The sequence below is a fragment of the Ligilactobacillus cholophilus genome (genome assembly GCF_030389495.1).
Lineage (GTDB): Bacteria > Bacillota > Bacilli > Lactobacillales > Lactobacillaceae > Ligilactobacillus > Ligilactobacillus cholophilus.
This window is the reverse complement of record NZ_CP127832.1, coordinates 445457-465628: the sequence shown is the minus strand read 5'-3', so window position 1 is coordinate 465628 and position 20172 is coordinate 445457. Positions and strand designations below refer to the sequence as shown.

Here is a 20172-nt window from a genome sequence, read left to right as displayed (position 1 = left end):
CTTAATTTAATTTAATTTCAAATTGAATTGAACCCACTCTGTACCATTCCAACTTTTTATGGCTGTAATATTATTGCTATCATCACTAACAAACCAAATATCTCCTTTAGTTGGAACATTAGGAACATCTTTACTAATCATGCTTGTTGGCTTGTTTTCTCCACCAAATACTTGCATACGAATTGTAGAGCTTGCCATTTTGCCATAAGGATTATAACTGGAGTTAGAACCAATTTCAAAAATGGAATATCCTAACCACCAATCAAATTGACTAAATACTGTATACCATGCGTCAAACCAATTAGATTGAACTACTTCACTATATTTACTTGTCTTATCCATTTGGTTATCATATGGTTTACTTGGAGCATTTGAATAAGGTGGCAATCCTAATTCGCCAAAGAAAACAGGTTTATTCCATTTATCATGAAAATTCTTAATTTCAGTAACAATATCTTGTTTACGGTCGTAAATCTCGGTTGCATGCAGTTCTTTTTGTAACGTTTCTGAACCTGGATTCTGCTCGTCTGTAACTTCAAAATAAGCAGCAATCGCAATTACATCAACGTATTGCCAAAATGTTCTGTTTAATGTAGCTTGATATGCTGTAACAGTTTCAGGAGCCCAACTTGCTGTTTTCCACCAGTTTGTTCTAAAAAATACTTTACCTGAATATGTTTTCTTGACATTTTGAATAATTGATACCCACTTATCTTCGTACTGTTCAAGATGTACAAGGTTAGTAGCTACATACATTCCATAAAGTTTTTCAGATTGTGCGTATTCCGCTATTTGTTGTAGTATTTCTGAATATTGATTAAACCAAGTAGTTATATCACTTGGATTCCAGTCAACTTCCGCTACTGAACCATTAGCGATATATGGGTATGGTTGAATTAAAATCTTAAATCCACGTTGTTTCAATGCTGCAACGTCTGCTTTTACCTTTGCCCAATCATCATCAGTAACAGTCAAGGTCGAACTGGTAGCACTATCGCAACGAACTAAAAGTGATACTGTGATAGTGTTTAAATTTAATGCTTCTCCTTGATTTTGAATTTCATTGTAATCCATATCTCCAAAAGCACTAACATTTCCACCTTTAACATTAGTTGGACTCATAACCATTGATGAACTTGCAAATTTTGAAAGATTGTTATTTGTTGCATTAATTAAATCATTGGTATTTGTAATAGTTTCATGCAACGCTTGTTCTATGCTATTTGATAGATTATCTTTTTCTGTCAAATAAGGTTTGATACTATCAAATAATCCACTATCGAACAAATCTAATTCATCAGTATCTGCTTTTCCATTAATTGATGAATTAATATTCTTAATCATTGCATCATATGTTTTTTCATAATCAACAAACGCATTATTCACTCTTACGACTAGGTTTTTTATTCCTAATTGTCCTGTATAATTGCTTAATTTTAATCCCATATTTACAAAATAAGCAGAGCTAGGAACTGAACCCGTTTGAGCAAAAAAACTATAATGATTAGTACCTTGTTTAATTTCATTAACTGGTAAGATAACACTTGGAAAATCAGGTAACACAACCGTAAATGTTCCACCGTCCGCAGTCGTTACTAAATCAAAATCAATTTGAATACCACTGTTTTGACAACCTTTGTCTAAAGGAATAGGACTCAATGTAGCACTTGAACCCGAACCACTGTTGTAAGGATAATATGCGACTGTTTCGCCGTTGTATTGGTAATTATACAAAGTCAAATTATTTTTATCGTAATAATTATAATCACCCGTACCAACACTGGCACGGCTTGCGTCGATTTGATAATATTTACTAAATAAATCAAGAAGAGATTTTACACTCTTAACTGTTGTAATTGCCCCAGCGTTACCTTTATCTCCCTTGTCCCCTTTTGGACCTTGAACACCTTGTGGTCCTTGTGGTCCTTGTTTTACAGATTGAACATAGTTATCAAATTGTTTTGTGAAATCGTCTAAACTCATTACTGGGAGTTGTTCGCCTATAATGTTTAGAGCATTTTTAGTAATCGTAAAATCAATAAATCCATTATCTGGAAAAATTAAAGCATTATCAGAGTCAACTTGAACTAATAATTCTACTTGGTATGTATCTGGTACTAAATCACTTAAATTACTTGTATCTAATTCAAATACATAGCCACCATAGCTAGTAGTTGCTTGAACAGACTTAAGAAAACCTAATTCATTTTTAATTCTAAATACTGCATTTTGTCCGTTTGAAAGCCCTACGGGTTGCCCTTCGTTACTTGCTTTAAATTGGATAACTGTACCCGTATCATTTAACTTAATATTGGTATTATCATTTAAAAGAGTTAAATTTTTCATTTCTTTACCTCCTGTTGTTTTAGATATTCCTATAACGTTTTTAAAAGGTACAAAAAAAAATAGGTAGGATATACCTACCTATTATGTTTATTTAGTTGATTCTTCTACTTTTGGAGGATTAATAATTTCTTCTTTTTGTTCAGGGGTGATATAACCAACACTAACAAATAAATCTAAATCTGTTGGTGTATATAATCCTAAGTTATAAAAGTTTTTAATCATTTCAAACATACTATTGTGCACCTCCTACTTGATTTTGTAAATCAGTGATAGCTTGTTGCATACTTGCTAACCTTACTAACATTTGTGCTTGGAAGATTTCTGTTGCATTTGGTTGCATTGCTTCTCCGTGTATGTTATCTAATTCGCCATTAGTCATACCTTCAACCCAAGCACCTCCATTCCATTTAGGTTTATTTAAACCTGCGGGAATAGGTTGTGTCGTGTAGTTTCCTACTGTATTTTCATCTACATAGTCTACATAAGAGATAAAGCCTTCATTATCTAAAAAATAACCTAACATTAATTACACCCCCTAAGCGTCTTTTAATGGAATAACCCAATCTAAACGAGCACCACCATCATTCCCTGAACCATTAACATAGATAATTCCTTGATTCCCGTCTAAGTGAAATTCAGTAGGGTTTGTTGCTGTACTTGGATTGTTCCAGTCGTAGTCATTTACAGCTACATAGTAATTCTGTACGTTTAATGCTCTTTTAGTGATTGATGTTGGTATATAAGCCTTAAATGTTTTATAGGCTGTCTTAGGTTTATCTACCCAACCAGTGATATAAAGTGTATTAGCATTAACCCAATAAGAAATATGCGTACCGCCGTCATTACTTGATAACCCTTGAAGGGTACAATCACCGCTCTTAGTCCATTTGAGAGATTTGTTATTTAATTTAACATCTGTACCATTAATAGTAGTACCATTTAAGGTATTAATAGTAGCATTAGTACTATTAACATTGTTAGCAGTTAGACCACCATTAAAAGTATTAGCTCCAGTCCAAGTATTATCACTAGCTAACTTATCATTAAATTTATTATCAACGGCTGTATTAACTGTTGTTTGGTAAGTTCTTACTGTACTATCTAAAGTATTAACAGAATCAGATAAATTATTAATGTCTGTCTTAAGATTATTTACTTGGGCTGTAACTTCTGTTTTCCATTTATCAAATTCAGAATCGTAAGGACTTACCCCGTTACTCCAATCAATAGCCAAACTATTAATATTTTGACTTACAGAGAAGAAACAAGGGCGTGAGGTTTCTTTTGCGCCTGTTGCTGTATTTTTAATAGTGAACGTAAAGACATAATCGCCCACTTCTTGAAATAGTCCATCAAGTAAAGTAAATTGAGTAACTGCACTATTTGCGTCCAATTCGTCCCCTACGACGTGAAAACCTGTGCCACTTGGATAAGTTCCATCCATAGAAATTTGAATATTATTCAATGGAATAGGTTCGCCACCTCTTCGGAATTGCATAGGTAAAATCTTATTTTTTTCGCCTACGGTTGCGTTAAATACGTCTTGCAAATTAAAGAATAATTTACCTGGCTTGTCTACATCAAGCACAATGTATCTTAAACGACCATTAACCACGCTTGTGCTTGGGATAGATTCGATATAATCATCACTACCCAACAAAGCTATCATATTATTAGGTGTTGCCATTCTTATAACCTCCTATTGTTGTAATATCTCTATAACGCTTTGTAAGAGCATAAAAAATAAGGTAGGAATTACCTACCTTAATAATTAGAATGCTTTTACTTGATTAATTAAGAAATTAAGATGATTATTTAAGCTAGTCCAATACTCATTAATTGCGACTCTGTTAAACTCTGTATTTTTCGGAATTGATACATCAGTATAAATGTAATCAAAATCAGTAAGCCTATACATATCAATGTATGAACCCAAAAAGCTATTAATCTTTTTAGTATTCTCTAAAAATTGATTATAAGCATTCCTATTTGTATTTGTATAATCGGTTGTATCTAGTTCAATAGTTATAGGGGTCAAATAATCATTAGTACTACTTGCATTATTCCAGTTAGAAATAAAATTATTAATAGCTTTAAAATTACCTAAATTAGTGGAATAGAATGTACTTGGGTTTCCGCTCCAAGTGGATAAATTGATGTTAGTCAAGTCCATGTTACTTACTCCTTTCTAAATTAAATAGTTAAAGTTTGCGGTACAACTTGTTATTTTAGCAACTGCATTACCTGCTAAATCACTAATATTAGTAATAGTTAGCGTTGTATCTGAAATACTATAATTAAGAATGTAATTAGTACCTGAACTATTAACAATTAAACTATTATTAATGGTTGTCTTGCTACCATATCCACTAGGAACATTAAAAGTAGTATTTTTTACAATATTAGTAAAAGTTGCATTAACATAAACTACACCATTATTTAAGGTATATATAATACTGCCATAATCATTTGTAACAGTTTGTGAAGATTGCTTAAGACTTTCATTAATCTTATTAATTTCTTCTTGGTTAGATTGAATAGCATTTGATATAGAGGTACTTACATTTGATTGTATTGTTGCTTGAGCCTTAGTGTAATTGTGCAAGGATTCATTATAATTTAAGATTGTCTTAGCTGTATTCTCAAGTTGTGCTTGATTTTGTGCATTATCACTAAGTGGATATAAAGTAACTTGAGTAACCTTTACTTTAGTCTTTAAATCAAGTTCGGGAATAATTAAAGTACAAATATCACCAATGTTATAACCCTTAGTACCATTCAGAAATTGAACTTGAATGCTTAGGCTTGGTTCTGGTTGTAATTGTGTTTTAGCATACTCCCTCATTGAGTTAGCATCAGTAAATCTATTATCGCTAAGGGTATTACCTTCATAGATACCATACTTCTTTATACTTGCATCATCTTGTACATAAAACGGATTAAAAGGTGGTTTACTGTTCTCCTCTGTACTATTGCCATCACTTACACAATACAATTTATTTACTAAGCTAGTACTATCATAAGTGAGTTGAATAGAGTTACTATTGCCTAGATATGTAATTACTTTAGAATTATCCTTATAAAAATCATCTGCGTTGTATACTTTAATTTTCTTGTTATCAAAAGTAATTACTGCATTACTCCACGTACTTGTTATTTTTGATAGCATGTCTTGTCCATTTGAATTGCCCAGATTATCTATCTGTTGCTTATCAAAGTTCCCTATTACTTCCCAACTATAACCAAAACTATTACCACTCAAATAATAACTTAATACGTCATTAACGCTATATGTCTTAGTTCCACTATTAGAATTATGTTGGAATACTCTACTAACATCATAGCCAATATGAGTAGCGGTTACTTGCGTAGTATTGAGACTATTAGCATATGTTGGCTGGGACTGTTTTATTATAAATTCTTGTCCCTTCCATAAAATGCTGTTTTGTGCTTGTAATAAACTAAAAGCAACACTTCCATCATCATACGCATTAAATTGTAATTGCCATGCTTGATTAACTGTAATAGTTTCTTGGAATGAATCAGCTAAAACACTATTTAGAGGTTCTTGATATTCATTGTTTTTTATAACTAGTTTATCTTTCATATTTGAACCCCTCCTTAAGCTATATATGCAAAAGGAAAACTAAAAGTAATATCGCTAGTGTTAGCACCAGAGATAGTAATATTATTGTCTCCCTTTTCTAGTTGAATATGTCCAAAATTAGTATCTTTAGAGCATGGACTACCATTAATGCTACTATTAACACCATTCAATAAGATTATGTCTTTACCATTACCACTCTTGTTATACGTCCAGTTACTGCCATTAGTAGTATTTTTAATTGTAATATTATTACCTGTAAATTTAATTTGAATAGTTAGTTTATCGTTTTGTAAATAAGGATTAATAGCAATGTCGCTAGGGTTATAAACATTAAAGCTACCCTTATTAATAAAATGATATGTTAGCTCTTTATCGTCTGGAATATTCATACCATAAGACCAATTAGAACCTTTTTCTAAGTTTGATACTTCATCACTATTTAAAATTGAATAACATAAGCCACTAGGATTATCAAGTGGAATTGTGAATACTGCACCACCACTACCAACCTTAGTAGGTTCGATACTGAATGGCATTGCCCTGCAATAATACACCTTATTAGGGGCTGTATTACAACGAACTCTTAAAATTTCTTTAGTCATGAAAAAATTATAAATGTCATGCTTAGCTAGGTCTAAATCTTCCCAACTCTTAAACTGCACCCAAAGTTTAACATTAACGGTTGTTTTATCAAACTGTGAGGCTGTATAGATACTTCCATTAACTCCCGTAATATTCTGATATGTATTAGAAAATGCTGGGCTTGTTGTTAATTCAATAAATTGTAAATTGGGTGTAACATTACTTATGTCAATCTCTTCACTATTACCGACCTTGACCTTAAGCCATAAATCACTTAACTTCATTATTTTAGCCTCCGTTTCTATTTTGTAATATCTCTATAACGTATTTTAAAGGTATTAAAAAAGAGTAGGACAATTCCTACTCTAATTATTAGAATGCTTGGTAATTATTAATAGTTTGATCTTTATACATTTGTTGGTATAAACCTTGTGTATTAATACCGTTGTTCTGTTTAGCAAAACCATTACTATTTGTTGTTATTAATTGACTTAATAGACCAATCATAGTATCAAGTTTAGCTTCCATACTACCATTATCAGTAGTTATAACTGTATTATTACCTGCATTCCGATTAAGTTTATTTACAGTTTGTGTAAGTAAACTTAGAGCCCTTCCTTGCTTCTCACTGGATAAAGGAATTACAACTTCTGGTTTATTGCCTTCTCCTACCATTGCTAGTTGTTCTTGAGATATAAAACCACCATTTGCATATCCATGTCCATGTCCGATAACTTGAAGCATTCCTTCAGCTCCATAACGGTGTTTTGCATAATTGATAGCAGCTAAAGCATTATCATAAGCATTAAAGATGTCATCATGTCCTGCAAACTTGTAAGCGTTAAATGTAGCACCAATAACCTGTAATAACCCTTTAGCAAGGTCTCCAGAAGCATTATTAACGTCTCCGATGTTTCCTTGTACGGCTTTAGCGTTTCCACTTGATTCAGTAGCTACTTGACGTAACCAAGCATTTATATAAGCGTCTGTTGTTGGTAGTCCATTACTTTCAAGAGCTTTCTTGATGATTTCAGTTAATTCTGCACCATTCTTAAGCTCTACAGCACCACTACCATTACTACTGCTACTTTCTCTTTTCTTTTTCCAATCTTCAGCAAGTTTCTTAACCCATTTGCTACCTTGTTTGGCAAAGTAACTAGGAGCACTCTTAATAATGTCCCCTACAAAGCCTTTTCCACTAATATTTATGTATTTACTGAAAGTATTTTCTAAAAACTTAATGGGGTGCGCAATAATGTTAGCAACATTTTTAGCTAAATCCCAAGCCTTGTCAAACATCTTTTCAAAAATGTTCTGATCTTTTGTACCATTCTTAAATTGAGGTACTCCCATCATATCAGCTAAGGCTTTAGACTTTTCACCGTTCAATATTTGAGTACCTTCTGGTAACCAAGTCATAAAATTACGTTCTTTAGGGAACATTCCTAACTTGCCATCTGGAGTTGCAAACATTTCTCGATAGTTTGAACCGTGCGCATCATTAACCAGAGCCATTGTACCACCATTACCAACAGTACCCCCACTAGCAAACTTTTTAACTTCTGCAATAGTTCCAAAGTGAACCTTATCAGCGCCAAATTTCTCAAGTACCCAATTAATACCTTCTTGGACTTTTTTAATCATACTATTTATAGCCTTAATAACATTGTTTACAATATTAACCACTGCATTACCAACGCTTTTAGTTGATTTTTGAGCGCCTTCTTTTAGACTACTCCACATATCAGACCATTTTTCTTTAATCTTACCTAGTCCTTTTGAGGTCTTGTTCTTTAGTTCACTGTACATAAGTCCGAAAACAGTTACATTACTTTCTTTAAGATTTTTTACGTTATCCTTTACACGTTCCTTCATATCCTCGAACTTATCTTTTACCTTATCTTTAATATTATTTGAGGCTTCGGTAAGTTTGTCCTTCATGGTACTAAATTTATCTTTAGCGGTATCTTTAATGTTATTAAACTTGTCCTTAGTAGCATCTTTTAAATCATTCCATTTTTCAGATACTTTCTCTTTGATATTGTTTGCTTTTTTCTTGAGGTCGTCTCGGAACTCTCCAAACTTCTCTCCAACTTTTCCACAAGCCTTTTTAAAACTGTCAAATTTTTCTTGGATACCTTTAACCATGTCCTTAATCCAGTTGACAATTTTACCAGCCATCTTACTTATAGACTTACCAAGTTCCCCAAACTTCTCTGCTAATTCGTGGCAGAACTTGCGGAATGTTGCGGAATGCTTGTATAATTCAACTAAACCAACTACAACTGCGGAAAGGGCGGTTATTAATAACCCAAGAGGATTAGTGAGCATAAAGGCACCGATTGTCTTAAAGATACCTAAGAATTTACCTGCAAAAGATACGGCTTTAGTGAGTCCCTGTACAAGTTTATTGCCTAATACACTAGCAATATTCTTTAATACGTTGGTAACTGGAGAGATGATACCTTTAACTTTAGAAAATGCAGTTTTAAAGGTGTCTGTATGGTCTTTAGTTTTCTTAATTGCACTAGAAACAGTACCAAATGTACCAACTATTAAACTTAAGGGAGTTCTAAAGAGTTTTACTGCTGTTGTACTTGCAACAATGGCAGTTGTAAGCGCTGCAAAAATTTTAGGATGTTCTGCTGCTGCATTTGCTACGTTCTTAATTACTGGTAATAAGATTTGTAATGTTTCAGCAAATACTTTCCAACTTGCAACACTAGCAGTACTAATTACACTTAAAAAGTCTTTAATATTCTTCTTGTGTGTAACTACAGTACTTGCAAAAGTCTTAACGGCTCCTTGTAGTTTCTCTAAGATGTCTTTTAGAACTTTTACACCATCAAACTTCTTGCCGTCTCCACCAAAAGCAGTCATTACATCATTGAGAGCATTACTTAAAGTCTTACCTAATTTGCCCACTTCTTGTGTAATAGCGGGATCTGTAATAGCCTTACTCAAACTTCCCAAAATAGGGTTTTTCATGTTGTAGAATGGTTGCTCAATCGCTGCTACAAGTTTTGGCATAGTGGCGTCAATGGTACGCTTAAGACCCGGTATTGTATTGGTAAAGTTATCAGTAGCATCCTTGTACTTATCTGCCATATCGATAAGTACCTTATTCATATCTTCGGCACTAACCTTACCATCGCTAATCATCTCATTAAGGTCTTTAGTCGTCATTTTAGCATTATGATTAATGCTCTTTTCGTATTCCAATAACTGTTGTTTTAGTTGAGGGAATACGTTTGTAAAGCTAAGAAAGTCTTGAGCACTTGCCTTACCATTAGCGACCATTTGAGAATATTGTACTGCAAAGTTTTGTACAGCATCATCAGTAGCACCAAAAGCATCCTGTAACGTAAGTACAGACTTGGACAATTCCATAGTTTTATCTCTATTTTGAGTAACTGCATAGAATTGTTTTGCTAAACCGTCTACCATTTGTGTACTGTTTTGACTAGCTGTTGCCATATCATTAATGGTCTTAACCATTTTATCCCCTTCGGTTGCATTTCCCGTAAGAGTGAGCCATGTAGCATTCATTTTTTGCTCATAGTCTAGATACTCATTACCTTGAGATATTAAATCACTTAATTTAGTACCTAATGCACTTAATGCACTTGTAAGACCATTAGAAAGCATGTTAGCAGCAAATAATTTAGTTGTGCTTAAACTAAGTTTATTTGTTTTGTCGTCTGCTGTCGTTAAATGTTCCCTTACTTTAGATAAGAAATTAGGGTGTTTCTTGCTTAACTCTTCATGTAAACTATTTGCTTTTGACTTGGTGTTAGCCATTTCAGTAGCAGTCTTATTTAAGCGGATAGTTTGCGTATTAAGCTCACTATTAACATTATCCATTGAGTTCTTGAGCTTTTGTAATACGCCTTGTTGCTCCTTATAAGCACTTGAGCTCTTGCCCTGTGATTGAGCTAACTCATTAAGTTTAGTTCTAGCTTGTGAGTACTCACTAGATACACTACTTAATTTACTCTTAATGTTAGTTAGTTCTTTTTCTTGGACTTGGTATTGTTCTTGCAAGTTAGATAAAGCATTTTTACTTTGCTTAAGCTCTTCTTGTTGTGCTTGGTAAGTATTACCTTCTGCCTTAAGTTTCTCTACTAAAGATTGTGAAACTCTTTGCTGTTCTGAATAGGATTGTCTTAATTTTGCTAACCCACTATCGTAATACTCAAGGCTTTTTTCTGCCTTATTAATCTGATTATCATATCTACTAATTACAGTAATAGTATTATTTATTTGTGTTTGGTATTTTTGATATTCAGTAGAGGACTCGCCTAATCTGTCCTTAACGTCATTTTGTGCTTGTTTTAATAATTTTAATTTTTCATAGTAACCGTTTTGGGTTTCTTTTAATCGCGTTATTTTAGTTTCTAACGCACCCGTAGCATCTCCACTATTTTTTAATTCTTGTTCTTGTTGTTTAAGAATAGAAACAGTACTAGATATATCATTATTAAGCTCTTTTATAGATTTTTGAGCTTCTGTTGTATCCATCTTAATTTTAGTACTAAGAGTACCAGCAACTTTATTACTTGCCATTATATGTACCTCCGTTCGTGTTGTTTGATAATTCTATAACGCTTTATTAAGGTACAAAAAAAGAGCTACCACTAAGGCAACTCTTTATAGGTTTAACAACGCTCTAGGATCTTCAATAACTTCATTGCTTGGATTATCTGGAATCCCTAGAATTTCCATTAATAAGTAATAGTCTTGTTTTTCCAACTCATCTAAGTTCAAATGTAATTGCGTTATTGCGTTCTTCTCAAATAACAAAAAATCTTCATAGCTCTTCTGACATTTGAGCATTTGAAAGTGAGGGCTGGACTCTACTTTTTTGATGCTTTAACGTCATCTTCACTGATACCAAGTAATTTCATTGCAATAGTATTCGCTGTACCTACTAAATCTTCTTGTGTCATGTCTTCCAATTCTTCGGCTTGCTTGTCTGATAATTTTAATACTGTCTTTAAGTATTTTTCAGATTCTTCAAACATTTCTAAGAAAACATTTACTAATTCTTCATCTGATTTGTTGTCTAAATCATTTGTTTTAGCAAATGCAAGTTGTAACTTGTATGTAAGTCTCATATTCTTAACGCTTGCTTTAATGTCATAAGTCTTTTTTGTGAATGGTAATTTGTCTAGTTTAATCTTCATATTAACTTACCTCTTATCTTTTTTAGTTATATCTATAACGGAAAACGTTTGCAAAAAGACCATAAAAAAAGAGTAGGTATTAAACCTACTCTAAATATGAAGATTATTTAACTACTTACTCTTTTTAACTGCGGGTGTTGATGTTTCTGTAATTAGTGTTTGTCCTGGACAAACTTGGTCAAACATAGCCTTTTTACTAAAGCCAGCGTCAGCACTTGAGCATGTCATAACTGGCATATCATTTAAGGCATCACAAGCCAAACCTTCAAAACTCATTTCATCACTTACACGGTTAGTCTTTTTACTTGTAGATGTTTGTAAATTATAACCCTTACTTGTTGCAACTGTCTTACCTAAGACTGTATAAACTTTGTCTTTAGAGTCTGGAATTGGAGATTGAGCAATAACGACACAATAAGTATTAACCATTGAATCTACCCAACCTTGACCTACTTTCTCACGACCTAAAACCTTTTGTTGGATGTCAAAAGGCAGATTATTAAAGGTAATATCTGCACTAGCAGTAGGCATAGATTTTTGAATTGATAACGCCTTATTGTTACCCGCAATTTCTTCACTGTTTTTTGATGTTTGGAAATTAAAAGTAGATGTACCAAGCATTTCATCAGTAACTTCAATCATCCCAGTTGTGAAGCCTTTGTTATCGTCTAAAATTGGTGTACCATTCTTGTTTAAGACTCCTAGATAAACTTTCTCAATTCCGACCATTCCCATAACTTAATTCCCCCTAATAATGATTTTTTTTAATTAAATTAATTAATTAACGTATTTTAATTTTTCTATATAAAATGAATTGCTAAGCTGTTGTGTGTCTGGGTCTGCATACCAACCACCAAATGAATAGCATTCGTAAATATTATTATTGAACAGCTTAAGCAATTTAATTTGTAAATCTTCAATGTCAAAATCAACATCTAATTTCAAGAATATTTGTATCTGTAATTGAGTTGAAATTGCGTTGAAGGTATTGTTCCCCTCTTCGTCTGTTTGTACTTGAACTTCTCTAATTAATGCAACTGTCTCACTTGTATTAGAAACTTCTGCTTTAGGTATCAAATAAGTAAAGACTTTATCAATTTGAGGGACATTGGTTTTAATTATTTCTTCGACATCTGTTATCGCACTCATTCTATTATCCCCCTTGTTTTGATTTGATTAATTCTTCTAAAGCTCTTGCATTTGCATTCAGTACTCTAGTCTGTACTGCATTATTAGCAAATAATTTTGAATAGAAATTCAAGTGATTTTTACCAAACTTTTTACCCTTTTTCTTTGGGTAGTACTTTGTCCCATCATTCATCATGCGCATTATGTAAGCATGTTCACTATCATAACCAACAACACTATCACCATTCTTATTGCCGTCTATATCGGTATTTTGAACAATAATAGTATCTTTAGCATGCTTTGTGTTTCTGTCAGATACAGGGGTTACTTTCTTGAGCTCTTTTGCAAATTCCTCTGCACCTGCTTTAGTAACTTTTGCCTGTTCATCGGTACTAAGGTCTGCCACGTCCTGTAATTGATTAATGTAATCCTGTAATTGACTGCTTAAGGTCTCATCGTTAGCCATTGCTATTACCTTCTTTTTTAACTAGGGTGAGCAAATCGTAACTATTATAATTTTCATTATCCAAGCTCATATCAATAATGTTGTAATCAATTCCATTAATAGTAGCAATCAAGTAATCATATTCTTCTAGCTGTTTTGTGTGCCGTATTGCAATATTGAAACTCTTTTCGTATTGTGTTCCAACGACCGAATATTTTTGAGATAGCGTATTTTTTACTCTTGCAAACTTTTTTGTAAATACTTCTTTTTTTATCTCTTGCATAATATGCGTATGTTGGTTTTGTGATTGAATGATAGTAGAGAAGGTAACGTTTCCATTAAATTGATAAGGTTTAAATCTAGACTTGATTTGGCTTTGCACCGTCTACAACCCCCTTATCATACTTAGCTTTCAGAGGTGCTATAAATGATAAATAGCCAAAAGAGTAACCATTGCTTAACTCTCTATCGTAATAAGTTTGAGTAATTAATGTCCTTAAAGCCATGATAAATTGTGCATCATTCTTCAAGTCGTCATAAGTTAAACTAGAATTAATAGCGTTGATTGTAGTAGCTATTGCACCTTCAACAACTGCGCTTAATTCCTGTTGTGTTTCTTCGTCATCATCTAAATGTAGATACACTAACATAGAATTAATTAACTCGCTTTTTTCCATTGTTGCACCTCCTTTTTTACTTAACCGCCCCCTCAAGGGGTACTGTTATCATTCGTTAAGGCGGTCTGATAAGTAATCTAGTGTATTACTTACTTATAGTTATTTTAAAACGCTCTTAGAGTGCGTCTCTCAGCATGTTATTTTGATTTTGCTGCTGGTGTTCCTGCATTGTAAGTAACAAAGTAACCAGCGTCTGTATCTCCTGCCACAACGTCCATACGAATTGCAACGCCTAATACAGATTCAAAGTAAACGTTTTCTTCCCATTTCATTGAGATTTCATCTTTTACTACTTCTGTAACAAATGCTTTTAAAGAACCTACAAACATTTTCTTATCGCCAGCATTTCCAAGAATTTCATCAGGTACGATAATTAATTCAGCACCGAATAAACTGCGTCCTGTTTCTGATGCAATATCTTCTTTTAACAAGTAACGACCTTCAGCATCTTTCATAGTATCTAATTCATTGAACATTGAAGCACTTACAACGAATTTACGGTCGGAACCATAGTTTAATAAACCGTTGTATAAGCCTTTAATGTCGTCTAATGAAGCTGCTGTTTTAGCTGTTGCAGTTTGTAACACTGCACCAATTTTAGCTTGTTCTGTTTGTGCTTTAACTTCATTTACATAACCGGATAAGATAGATGTAATGTTAGGATAGTCCGAAACCATTTCATTGGATACTGGTAATTGTCCACGGTATGTACCTAAGTCATATGAAACTTTCTTAATTTGTGCCTCTGCAATGTTTGGATTTTCTTTTAATTCTTGAGTTGTTGCAAGTCTTGCAGTTGCTTTACCTAGAACTGGTAATTTACCCGCTGGAGCTTGAACAGCAATGCGGTTAACATATGATGCTAATTGTGAAGGGTCATTAGGTTGTTTCAATAATGAAAGTACTTGAGATGGTAATACTGCATCTGAATTTGTACTTGTTTGACCGGATGTCAAATCACGTGCATCACCTTTTAACCAGTTTTCAAAATTGCGCACTTCTTTATCTTCTTTTGATTCTTGTGCTTTAATTACTTGAGCCATTTGTGTAGCCCCTCCTTCTTGTTGTTTTTTTGAACCATTTGGAGTATCTTTATCTTCTTCTGGTTCTGCCTTTGGTTCTATAACGTTTTCTTTTGTTTTTTCTTCGGGTTCTGGTTCTTCATCAAGTTCCCGCTTGTCTTCTTCTTTAGGTTCTGCCTTTGCTTGTTGTGCTTGGGCAATCATTTCTTTTAATGATTCAATTTCTTTAATCAAATCATCATTATCAATCTTAACTTTTAAATCTTTGGCTACTTTTTTATCTTCCTTCTTAGGTTCTACCTTAGGTTGTTCCACTGGTTTATCTTCCTTCTTTGGTTCTTCCACTGGTTCTACCTTAGGTTGTTCCTTCTTTGATTCTTCCATGTTATTAACCTCCTTCTCAAGGCTACGAATAGCACTGCAATTAGTTTCACTATATGCTGGGATGGGAGTTAAGGATAATTCAGAAATTGCATCGATTTCTTTAATAATTCTTAATTGTTCGCCATCTTCTGTTGTCGTCCATTCATCTTCACCACAGACAAATTGAAATGAACAACCCTTCAAATTTCTAGATTTAATATCTTGGTAAACATTTTCAGCAAGTGTTGTATCTGCAAGAGTTGCAGTAAAGTAAACGCCATCTTCTTTAATCTCAATATCAAGAGTATCAGAATCAACACGTGCTAACACGTCCCCAAATTTATGGTTATAAAGTAATAATGTATTAGAAAAATCAACATTATCTAAAGCACTTGGTTCGATAATCTCATAAAACCCCATGTATTCACTCATTGAATTAAATACGATTGCTTTACCCGTGATAACGTGAGTATTAGTATCCTCATCAATGTAAGCACGTAAATTAGATGATTTTACCTTAACTTTTTTAGTTGCTGTTGCCATTCTAGTGCCTCCTTTCATGTTGTGATACTCCTATAACGTTTTGTGTTTGCATTTTCTAAGCAATAAAAAAAGTGCTAAATTAATAGCACTTTATAATTATTCAATTACTTCTTTTTCTTCCTGTTTATCTGCATTTTGTAACCCTGTTTTTTTAATAATGTTGTCCATTCCCAAAATATGATAATTAGACAAGATTAGTTGTGCTTGTTCTGAACTAATAGCTTTTGCTTTTGCTAAATCACAAACATTTTTAATTTTTAATTGATTATCAACGTCTAAAGCATCTGATACATTAATTTTGACATCTAGCATCTTATTTAATGCTAACTTCTTGCTTAATTCTTCTTCAATGGGTTTATAATACATGTTAAGACTATTAATGTAATCTGACCTAATCTGTTCTATACTCGATTGCTCATCTGCATTCAATCCAACATAGGAACTAGGAATACAAAAAGCCTTCGCAATGTTCTCACTTGTATAATCAACATTTTTTAAAAAGTTAGCTACATCAGAATTAATAGAAATTTGCTTTAGATCTGCGCTTTGATCCAAAACAATAGTACTACCTGTTTTCATGGAGTTTTCAAAGGCTTGCCTCATATTGTTCTTTTCATCGCTACCTAAAAGACCTTTTTCTACTTTCAAAATGTTAGTAGGAGTAATCGCATTTGCCAAAGCGCTAAGTGTTAGCTTGTTAGAATTATCTTGAATTGCTATTTCTGTTACAAGGCTTTCAAGTGGAGATCGACCTGTATAAAAGCTTGCCTCATATCCTGTACTCATTAACTTAAAGTGTAATACGTCCTTACCAGTTAATACTTTATTTGGTCTACCATCATCGAAACTAAAATTATAAGTGATACTTAGGTCATCTTCAAGGGTCATTTCGACATTTGAGGATGGTACAAGTTCTAACTCATTTGGAATACTTGAACCATTCCTATACATGATTACAAAAGCGTTTCCCGTTAAAAGCATACTAGCCACAATACTTTGAATAAATGCGAATTTGGTTTGTCTTGGATTGGGCTTTTGGATAACATTATAAAATGGTTGCGGAATGTCAATACTTGCGCTTGCAATATCACTAGAAATACGATTAACAACGGCGTAAATATCTGAATGTTGTAAAGCAGTATCAGCACTAACCGTCAAGTTATTACTGATAATTTTACCACCTATCTGGATAAAAGGTACCGTGTTTGTAGGAATAGTTAAATCTCTAGTTTGTGATTTTCTAAAGTTAAAAGGATTATACATTGCTTACACCCCCTAATCATTATCTTTATTATTATTTAGTGGAATTAACATAATAGCTAAAACAACAAAAGATACCCCTAAAATAACAACGCCTAGCAAATTATTAAATAAAAATGCTGCAAGGGTAAAAGTTGCCAGTCCTAAAATCATAAAGAATAAGGGTAATAGGTAAATTAAAGCAAAAATTATTTCTTTCTTCTTATTATTCATTTGTGTAGTCCTCCTAAAATGTATAATCTTTATTGAATATGTCCTTAATTTGTTTATTTGTCATGTTCTCAAATGGATGTTTTGATTGTTTTTCTATATCCTCGATATCATCAAAATGTAGCCTTGCACGATAAAAAGCGTCTATAATAGCATCAGCACAATCAATCTTTTCAGTTTCTTTGTTCTTATCTATTTTTATGAGTCCCTCTCTTCGATATAGAATAGCATTGGAAAGAGCAACTTTTATAATATCGTCATCAAGGAATTTAATATTTCCCTCTGTTATACATTGCTGAAAGTCTTTTGTAGCATCGTTCAAGCCCACTACGGTTTGTTGTAATGGTATTAATCTAAAGCTCGTGTTACTTTCCAGTAATTTTATAAATTTATCACTACGCCATTTATCATAAGTGATACTATCAACATCTAAATCATTATCATTAATGTAATTAATAAGCCATTCAAATACTTCATCATAGTTGATATATCCAAAACGGTTTGTGGCGATTGTGCAAAAGCCTTTTTCTTCAAGATGTCTATACGGGATATTGTCCTGCTGTTCCTTTAAGTCTATTCTTCGTTGAGCTCTTGCCGTTGGAATCCATGAATGTTCCTCTATATAAAACTTATTGTTCCCTAAGCTATCTACATATGGATATATAAAAGCAATACTTGTATCATCATTAAAGTTACTTAAATCACACCCTATATAAACTTTTTTACCCTGTATGTCTATTGGACGATCTGGAATAACACCACTTTCAATAGTTTTTAAGTCTAAATAGGTATCAACATTTTGATTAAGCCATAAATTCATATTTTTATTAATGAACTCGTATTCCTTGCCTTTAACCCGCATATCTTCTAAATCTGCGTGCATTTGTTTTAGCATTCTAGGTCTTAAGCTATCTAATTCAAGTAATGGATTAGACTTAATCCAAAGCTCATCATTTAAAACCTCTTCTTGGTTGTCTTGTTGGTATACAATGCACAACACATCTTCGGAAATTCTCTTATAATCCTGTTCCATATTCCTAAACATTGCTTTTTGCTGTTTATAAAAATCACAATTACTACTAGGATAAGCCGTTGATATAGTAAACACCATAGGATTTTTAGCTTGAACCATTCCAGAGGTTATTTTCCCAATACTTTCACTAATTACGGCTTGGTTTTCACTATCGGCGACTTCATCAAGTACACAAGTACTAAAATGGTTACCGTCAAAACGTCTACTCAAGAAAGGTCTCTTCAAAATTCTATTATTAGTATTTCTTGCTATAACTTTTTCACTTTGAGCCTCTACGGCGTCCGTCTCTTCCCAACCTGTGAACCAGTCATGAATTTCTAAAGCCTTAAAATAACTAATCAAATAGAGCCATACTTTTTCTACTTGACTCGCACTAGGTAAAGCTAACAATAGTTCTTGATTTGTTAAACCTGCACAATTAAAAATGTAATCATATAATAGCTGTACTGTTGCAAGCATACTCTTGCCATTAGTTCTAGCCATGCTCACGATTGCTCTAGTGTATCTTCTTTCATTTGTATTATTATCTTTCCAGCAATTCGCCTGAAATAAGATATTTAGTTGCCAGTCCATTAATTGCATAGGTTTCGAATTACTGGGGTCAACTAACATAGTTGTGAACTTATACAATTTTTTAGTTTCCCCTAAATCATAATAATAATTAAAATTATCATCTTCGGTAATTCTTCTTAAATCTTGAATATGTCTGAATGCTTGCAACTTAATGGAGTTACATGTTAAAACTTCTTCATTTAATACCCTAAAACAATAACGTGTCGCTGGGTCTCGGTATTCTTCAATAATGGAATCATAGCAACCGTTATCAAGTTCCGTATAATATTCTGTGAGTAAATCTGCATCTTTTTGGGATAAGTCAATTTTTCTCATTACCAACCCACCCCACTATTAAAGACATCTTGTATTGTTTCTTTTGGTTTGTCGTCCACTTTGATGTTAGCTAACATGCTTGCTCTACTTGTTGGTGTCATTCCTAACTTTTCACTGATTGTCTTAATTTGATTAGTGCACATATTAAGCGTGTCTACTGCTGGGTTTTTCTTGTAACCCTGAAAGGCATGCTCGTTGATGATTTCGCCAGTTGGACTAATTTCACATTTATAAATAGCTTGTTGGATTCCATGCTCACTAACTTCTTGATAAGCCTGATAATACATGTCGATATGAATTGCAAGTAAATTAACCAAGTGAATATCTAACTCTTTTACAAAACCCTGTTTTTTTAGTTGTTGTTGTAATTGCTTATAGATATAGCCTGCTCTTCCCTTTTTGATATTTTTGTTAGGGCTTGCTTGTAGTTCTTCCATCCCATTTTGAAACTCGTCTAATCTTTTCACGTTCCGCCGTTGGTCTGCTCTATTGCTATCACGGTCTAATTTCATTGGTCTAGCCACTTTAATGCACCCCTTTTCTGTTTAACGCTTGTTATTAGTGCGTTTGTATTTTAGTTTGTTTCACATCTATAACGATTTTTAGTTGTATTTTTAGTGCAAAATAAAAAAGCCTTATAGCCAGAAACGGCTTTATATAGGCTTTTCTATGTTTTGTATGGTTTACATATGGTTTAAAATAACCCCCCACCCGTTATAAAAGGTTTTTGCATGCTCCACGCAAGAAAGTTCTTTTTTTTGGTGAGCTTTTCTTTCAGCTCAATAGCGGGGGGATATAAAAGAATTTTTTACTTTAAAATAAATAATATGGAGTGATTTGTCTTACACAACTATAACGATATACCTTTGCATGGTCGTTGCG

20 protein-coding genes are annotated in these 20172 nt (G+C 33.1%); all 20 read right to left on the bottom strand.

Annotation, left to right across the window (positions count from 1 at the left end; genetic code table 11):
* Nucleotides 1-6: 6 nt before the first annotated feature.
* The 20 genes from QPK35_RS02530 to QPK35_RS02435 all read right to left on the bottom strand — a co-directional run bounded on the left by QPK35_RS02530 (nt 7) and on the right by QPK35_RS02435 (nt 19814).
* Nucleotides 7-2346, bottom strand: coding sequence for a glycoside hydrolase family 113 (locus tag QPK35_RS02530; protein WP_290033902.1), 2340 nt, complete (start codon nt 2344-2346; stop codon nt 7-9).
* Between the two features lie 87 nt (nt 2347-2433).
* On the bottom strand, nt 2434-2577 hold the full coding sequence (locus QPK35_RS02525; RefSeq protein ID WP_290033901.1) for an XkdX family protein: 144 nt from the start codon (nt 2575-2577) through the stop codon (nt 2434-2436).
* A 1-nt stretch (nt 2578) separates the two neighbouring features.
* Nucleotides 2579-2869 (bottom strand): YomQ N-terminal domain-containing protein, encoded by a 291-nt coding sequence (locus tag QPK35_RS02520; protein WP_290033899.1) that lies wholly within the window; start codon nt 2867-2869, stop codon nt 2579-2581.
* Between the two features lie 12 nt (nt 2870-2881).
* Complete coding sequence (locus QPK35_RS02515; protein WP_290033898.1) at nt 2882-4033, bottom strand: hypothetical protein; 1152 nt, start codon at nt 4031-4033, stop codon at nt 2882-2884.
* 84 nt (nt 4034-4117) lie between these two features.
* Nucleotides 4118-4519 carry a hypothetical protein gene (locus QPK35_RS02510; RefSeq protein WP_290033897.1) on the bottom strand — a complete coding sequence of 134 codons (402 nt, stop codon included), beginning with the start codon at nt 4517-4519 and terminating at the stop codon, nt 4118-4120.
* A gap of 15 nt (nt 4520-4534) precedes the next feature.
* Nucleotides 4535-5953 (bottom strand): phage tail protein, encoded by a 1419-nt coding sequence (locus tag QPK35_RS02505; RefSeq protein WP_290033895.1) that lies wholly within the window; start codon nt 5951-5953, stop codon nt 4535-4537.
* Between the two features lie 14 nt (nt 5954-5967).
* Nucleotides 5968-6819 (bottom strand): phage tail domain-containing protein, encoded by an 852-nt coding sequence (locus tag QPK35_RS02500; RefSeq protein ID WP_290033894.1) that lies wholly within the window; start codon nt 6817-6819, stop codon nt 5968-5970.
* Between the two features lie 88 nt (nt 6820-6907).
* The gene (locus QPK35_RS02495; RefSeq protein WP_290033893.1) at nt 6908-11101 is read right to left on the bottom strand and encodes a tape measure protein; all 4194 of its coding nucleotides are present in this window, start codon (nt 11099-11101) and stop codon (nt 6908-6910) included.
* A gap of 84 nt (nt 11102-11185) precedes the next feature.
* On the bottom strand, nt 11186-11338 hold the full coding sequence (locus tag QPK35_RS02490) for a hypothetical protein (RefSeq protein WP_290033892.1): 153 nt from the start codon (nt 11336-11338) through the stop codon (nt 11186-11188).
* Nucleotides 11339-11391: 53 nt separating this feature from the next.
* Nucleotides 11392-11721, bottom strand: a complete 330-nt coding sequence (locus QPK35_RS02485) for a phage tail tube assembly chaperone (protein ID WP_290033891.1) — start codon at nt 11719-11721, stop codon at nt 11392-11394.
* A gap of 111 nt (nt 11722-11832) precedes the next feature.
* On the bottom strand, nt 11833-12456 hold the full coding sequence (locus QPK35_RS02480; RefSeq protein ID WP_290033890.1) for a phage tail protein: 624 nt from the start codon (nt 12454-12456) through the stop codon (nt 11833-11835).
* A gap of 42 nt (nt 12457-12498) precedes the next feature.
* On the bottom strand, nt 12499-12870 hold the full coding sequence (locus QPK35_RS02475) for a DUF806 family protein (protein ID WP_290033889.1): 372 nt from the start codon (nt 12868-12870) through the stop codon (nt 12499-12501).
* 4 nt (nt 12871-12874) lie between these two features.
* Nucleotides 12875-13315: an HK97 gp10 family phage protein gene (locus QPK35_RS02470; RefSeq protein WP_290033888.1), complete on the bottom strand. Its 441-nt coding sequence runs from the start codon at nt 13313-13315 to the stop codon at nt 12875-12877.
* The gene (locus QPK35_RS02465) at nt 13308-13676 is read right to left on the bottom strand and encodes a phage head closure protein (RefSeq protein ID WP_290033887.1); all 369 of its coding nucleotides are present in this window, start codon (nt 13674-13676) and stop codon (nt 13308-13310) included. Before QPK35_RS02465 ends, QPK35_RS02470 begins: the two co-directional genes overlap by 8 nt.
* A complete protein-coding gene (locus QPK35_RS02460; protein ID WP_290033886.1) occupies nt 13654-13971 on the bottom strand; it encodes a hypothetical protein in 318 nt (105 codons plus the stop codon). Before QPK35_RS02460 ends, QPK35_RS02465 begins: the two co-directional genes overlap by 23 nt.
* Nucleotides 13972-14108: 137 nt before the next feature.
* Nucleotides 14109-15899 (bottom strand): phage major capsid protein, encoded by a 1791-nt coding sequence (locus QPK35_RS02455; protein ID WP_290033885.1) that lies wholly within the window; start codon nt 15897-15899, stop codon nt 14109-14111.
* A 96-nt stretch (nt 15900-15995) separates the two neighbouring features.
* Nucleotides 15996-17162, bottom strand: coding sequence for a phage portal protein (locus QPK35_RS02450; RefSeq protein WP_290033884.1), 1167 nt, complete (start codon nt 17160-17162; stop codon nt 15996-15998).
* A 12-nt stretch (nt 17163-17174) separates the two neighbouring features.
* Nucleotides 17175-17372, bottom strand: a complete 198-nt coding sequence (locus QPK35_RS02445; protein ID WP_290033883.1) for a SoxR reducing system RseC family protein — start codon at nt 17370-17372, stop codon at nt 17175-17177.
* Between the two features lie 13 nt (nt 17373-17385).
* Nucleotides 17386-19290: a terminase TerL endonuclease subunit gene (locus QPK35_RS02440; RefSeq protein ID WP_290033882.1), complete on the bottom strand. Its 1905-nt coding sequence runs from the start codon at nt 19288-19290 to the stop codon at nt 17386-17388.
* Nucleotides 19290-19814, bottom strand: a complete 525-nt coding sequence (locus QPK35_RS02435) for a phage terminase small subunit P27 family (RefSeq protein ID WP_290033881.1) — start codon at nt 19812-19814, stop codon at nt 19290-19292. Before QPK35_RS02435 ends, QPK35_RS02440 begins: the two co-directional genes overlap by 1 nt.
* Nucleotides 19815-20172: the final 358 nt, after the last annotated feature.

Coding starts and splice junctions, on each gene's coding strand:
- QPK35_RS02475 (WP_290033889.1), bottom strand. CDS start 12,870: ATGAGTGCGATAACAGATGTCGAAGAAATAATTAAAACCAATGTCCCT.
- QPK35_RS02445 (WP_290033883.1), bottom strand. CDS start 17,372: ATGAATAATAAGAAGAAAGAAATAATTTTTGCTTTAATTTACCTATTA.
- QPK35_RS02455 (WP_290033885.1), bottom strand. CDS start 15,899: ATGGCAACAGCAACTAAAAAAGTTAAGGTAAAATCATCTAATTTACGT.
- QPK35_RS02450 (WP_290033884.1), bottom strand. CDS start 17,162: ATGTATAATCCTTTTAACTTTAGAAAATCACAAACTAGAGATTTAACT.
- QPK35_RS02500 (WP_290033894.1), bottom strand. CDS start 6,819: ATGAAGTTAAGTGATTTATGGCTTAAGGTCAAGGTCGGTAATAGTGAA.
- QPK35_RS02515 (WP_290033898.1), bottom strand. CDS start 4,033: ATGGCAACACCTAATAATATGATAGCTTTGTTGGGTAGTGATGATTAT.
- QPK35_RS02495 (WP_290033893.1), bottom strand. CDS start 11,101: ATGGCAAGTAATAAAGTTGCTGGTACTCTTAGTACTAAAATTAAGATG.
- QPK35_RS02485 (WP_290033891.1), bottom strand. CDS start 11,721: ATGAAGATTAAACTAGACAAATTACCATTCACAAAAAAGACTTATGAC.
- QPK35_RS02480 (WP_290033890.1), bottom strand. CDS start 12,456: ATGGGAATGGTCGGAATTGAGAAAGTTTATCTAGGAGTCTTAAACAAG.
- QPK35_RS02520 (WP_290033899.1), bottom strand. CDS start 2,869: ATGTTAGGTTATTTTTTAGATAATGAAGGCTTTATCTCTTATGTAGAC.
- QPK35_RS02505 (WP_290033895.1), bottom strand. CDS start 5,953: ATGAAAGATAAACTAGTTATAAAAAACAATGAATATCAAGAACCTCTA.
- QPK35_RS02440 (WP_290033882.1), bottom strand. CDS start 19,290: ATGAGAAAAATTGACTTATCCCAAAAAGATGCAGATTTACTCACAGAA.
- QPK35_RS02460 (WP_290033886.1), bottom strand. CDS start 13,971: ATGGAAAAAAGCGAGTTAATTAATTCTATGTTAGTGTATCTACATTTA.
- QPK35_RS02525 (WP_290033901.1), bottom strand. CDS start 2,577: ATGTTTGAAATGATTAAAAACTTTTATAACTTAGGATTATATACACCA.
- QPK35_RS02530 (WP_290033902.1), bottom strand. CDS start 2,346: ATGAAAAATTTAACTCTTTTAAATGATAATACCAATATTAAGTTAAAT.
- QPK35_RS02510 (WP_290033897.1), bottom strand. CDS start 4,519: ATGGACTTGACTAACATCAATTTATCCACTTGGAGCGGAAACCCAAGT.
- QPK35_RS02470 (WP_290033888.1), bottom strand. CDS start 13,315: ATGGCTAACGATGAGACCTTAAGCAGTCAATTACAGGATTACATTAAT.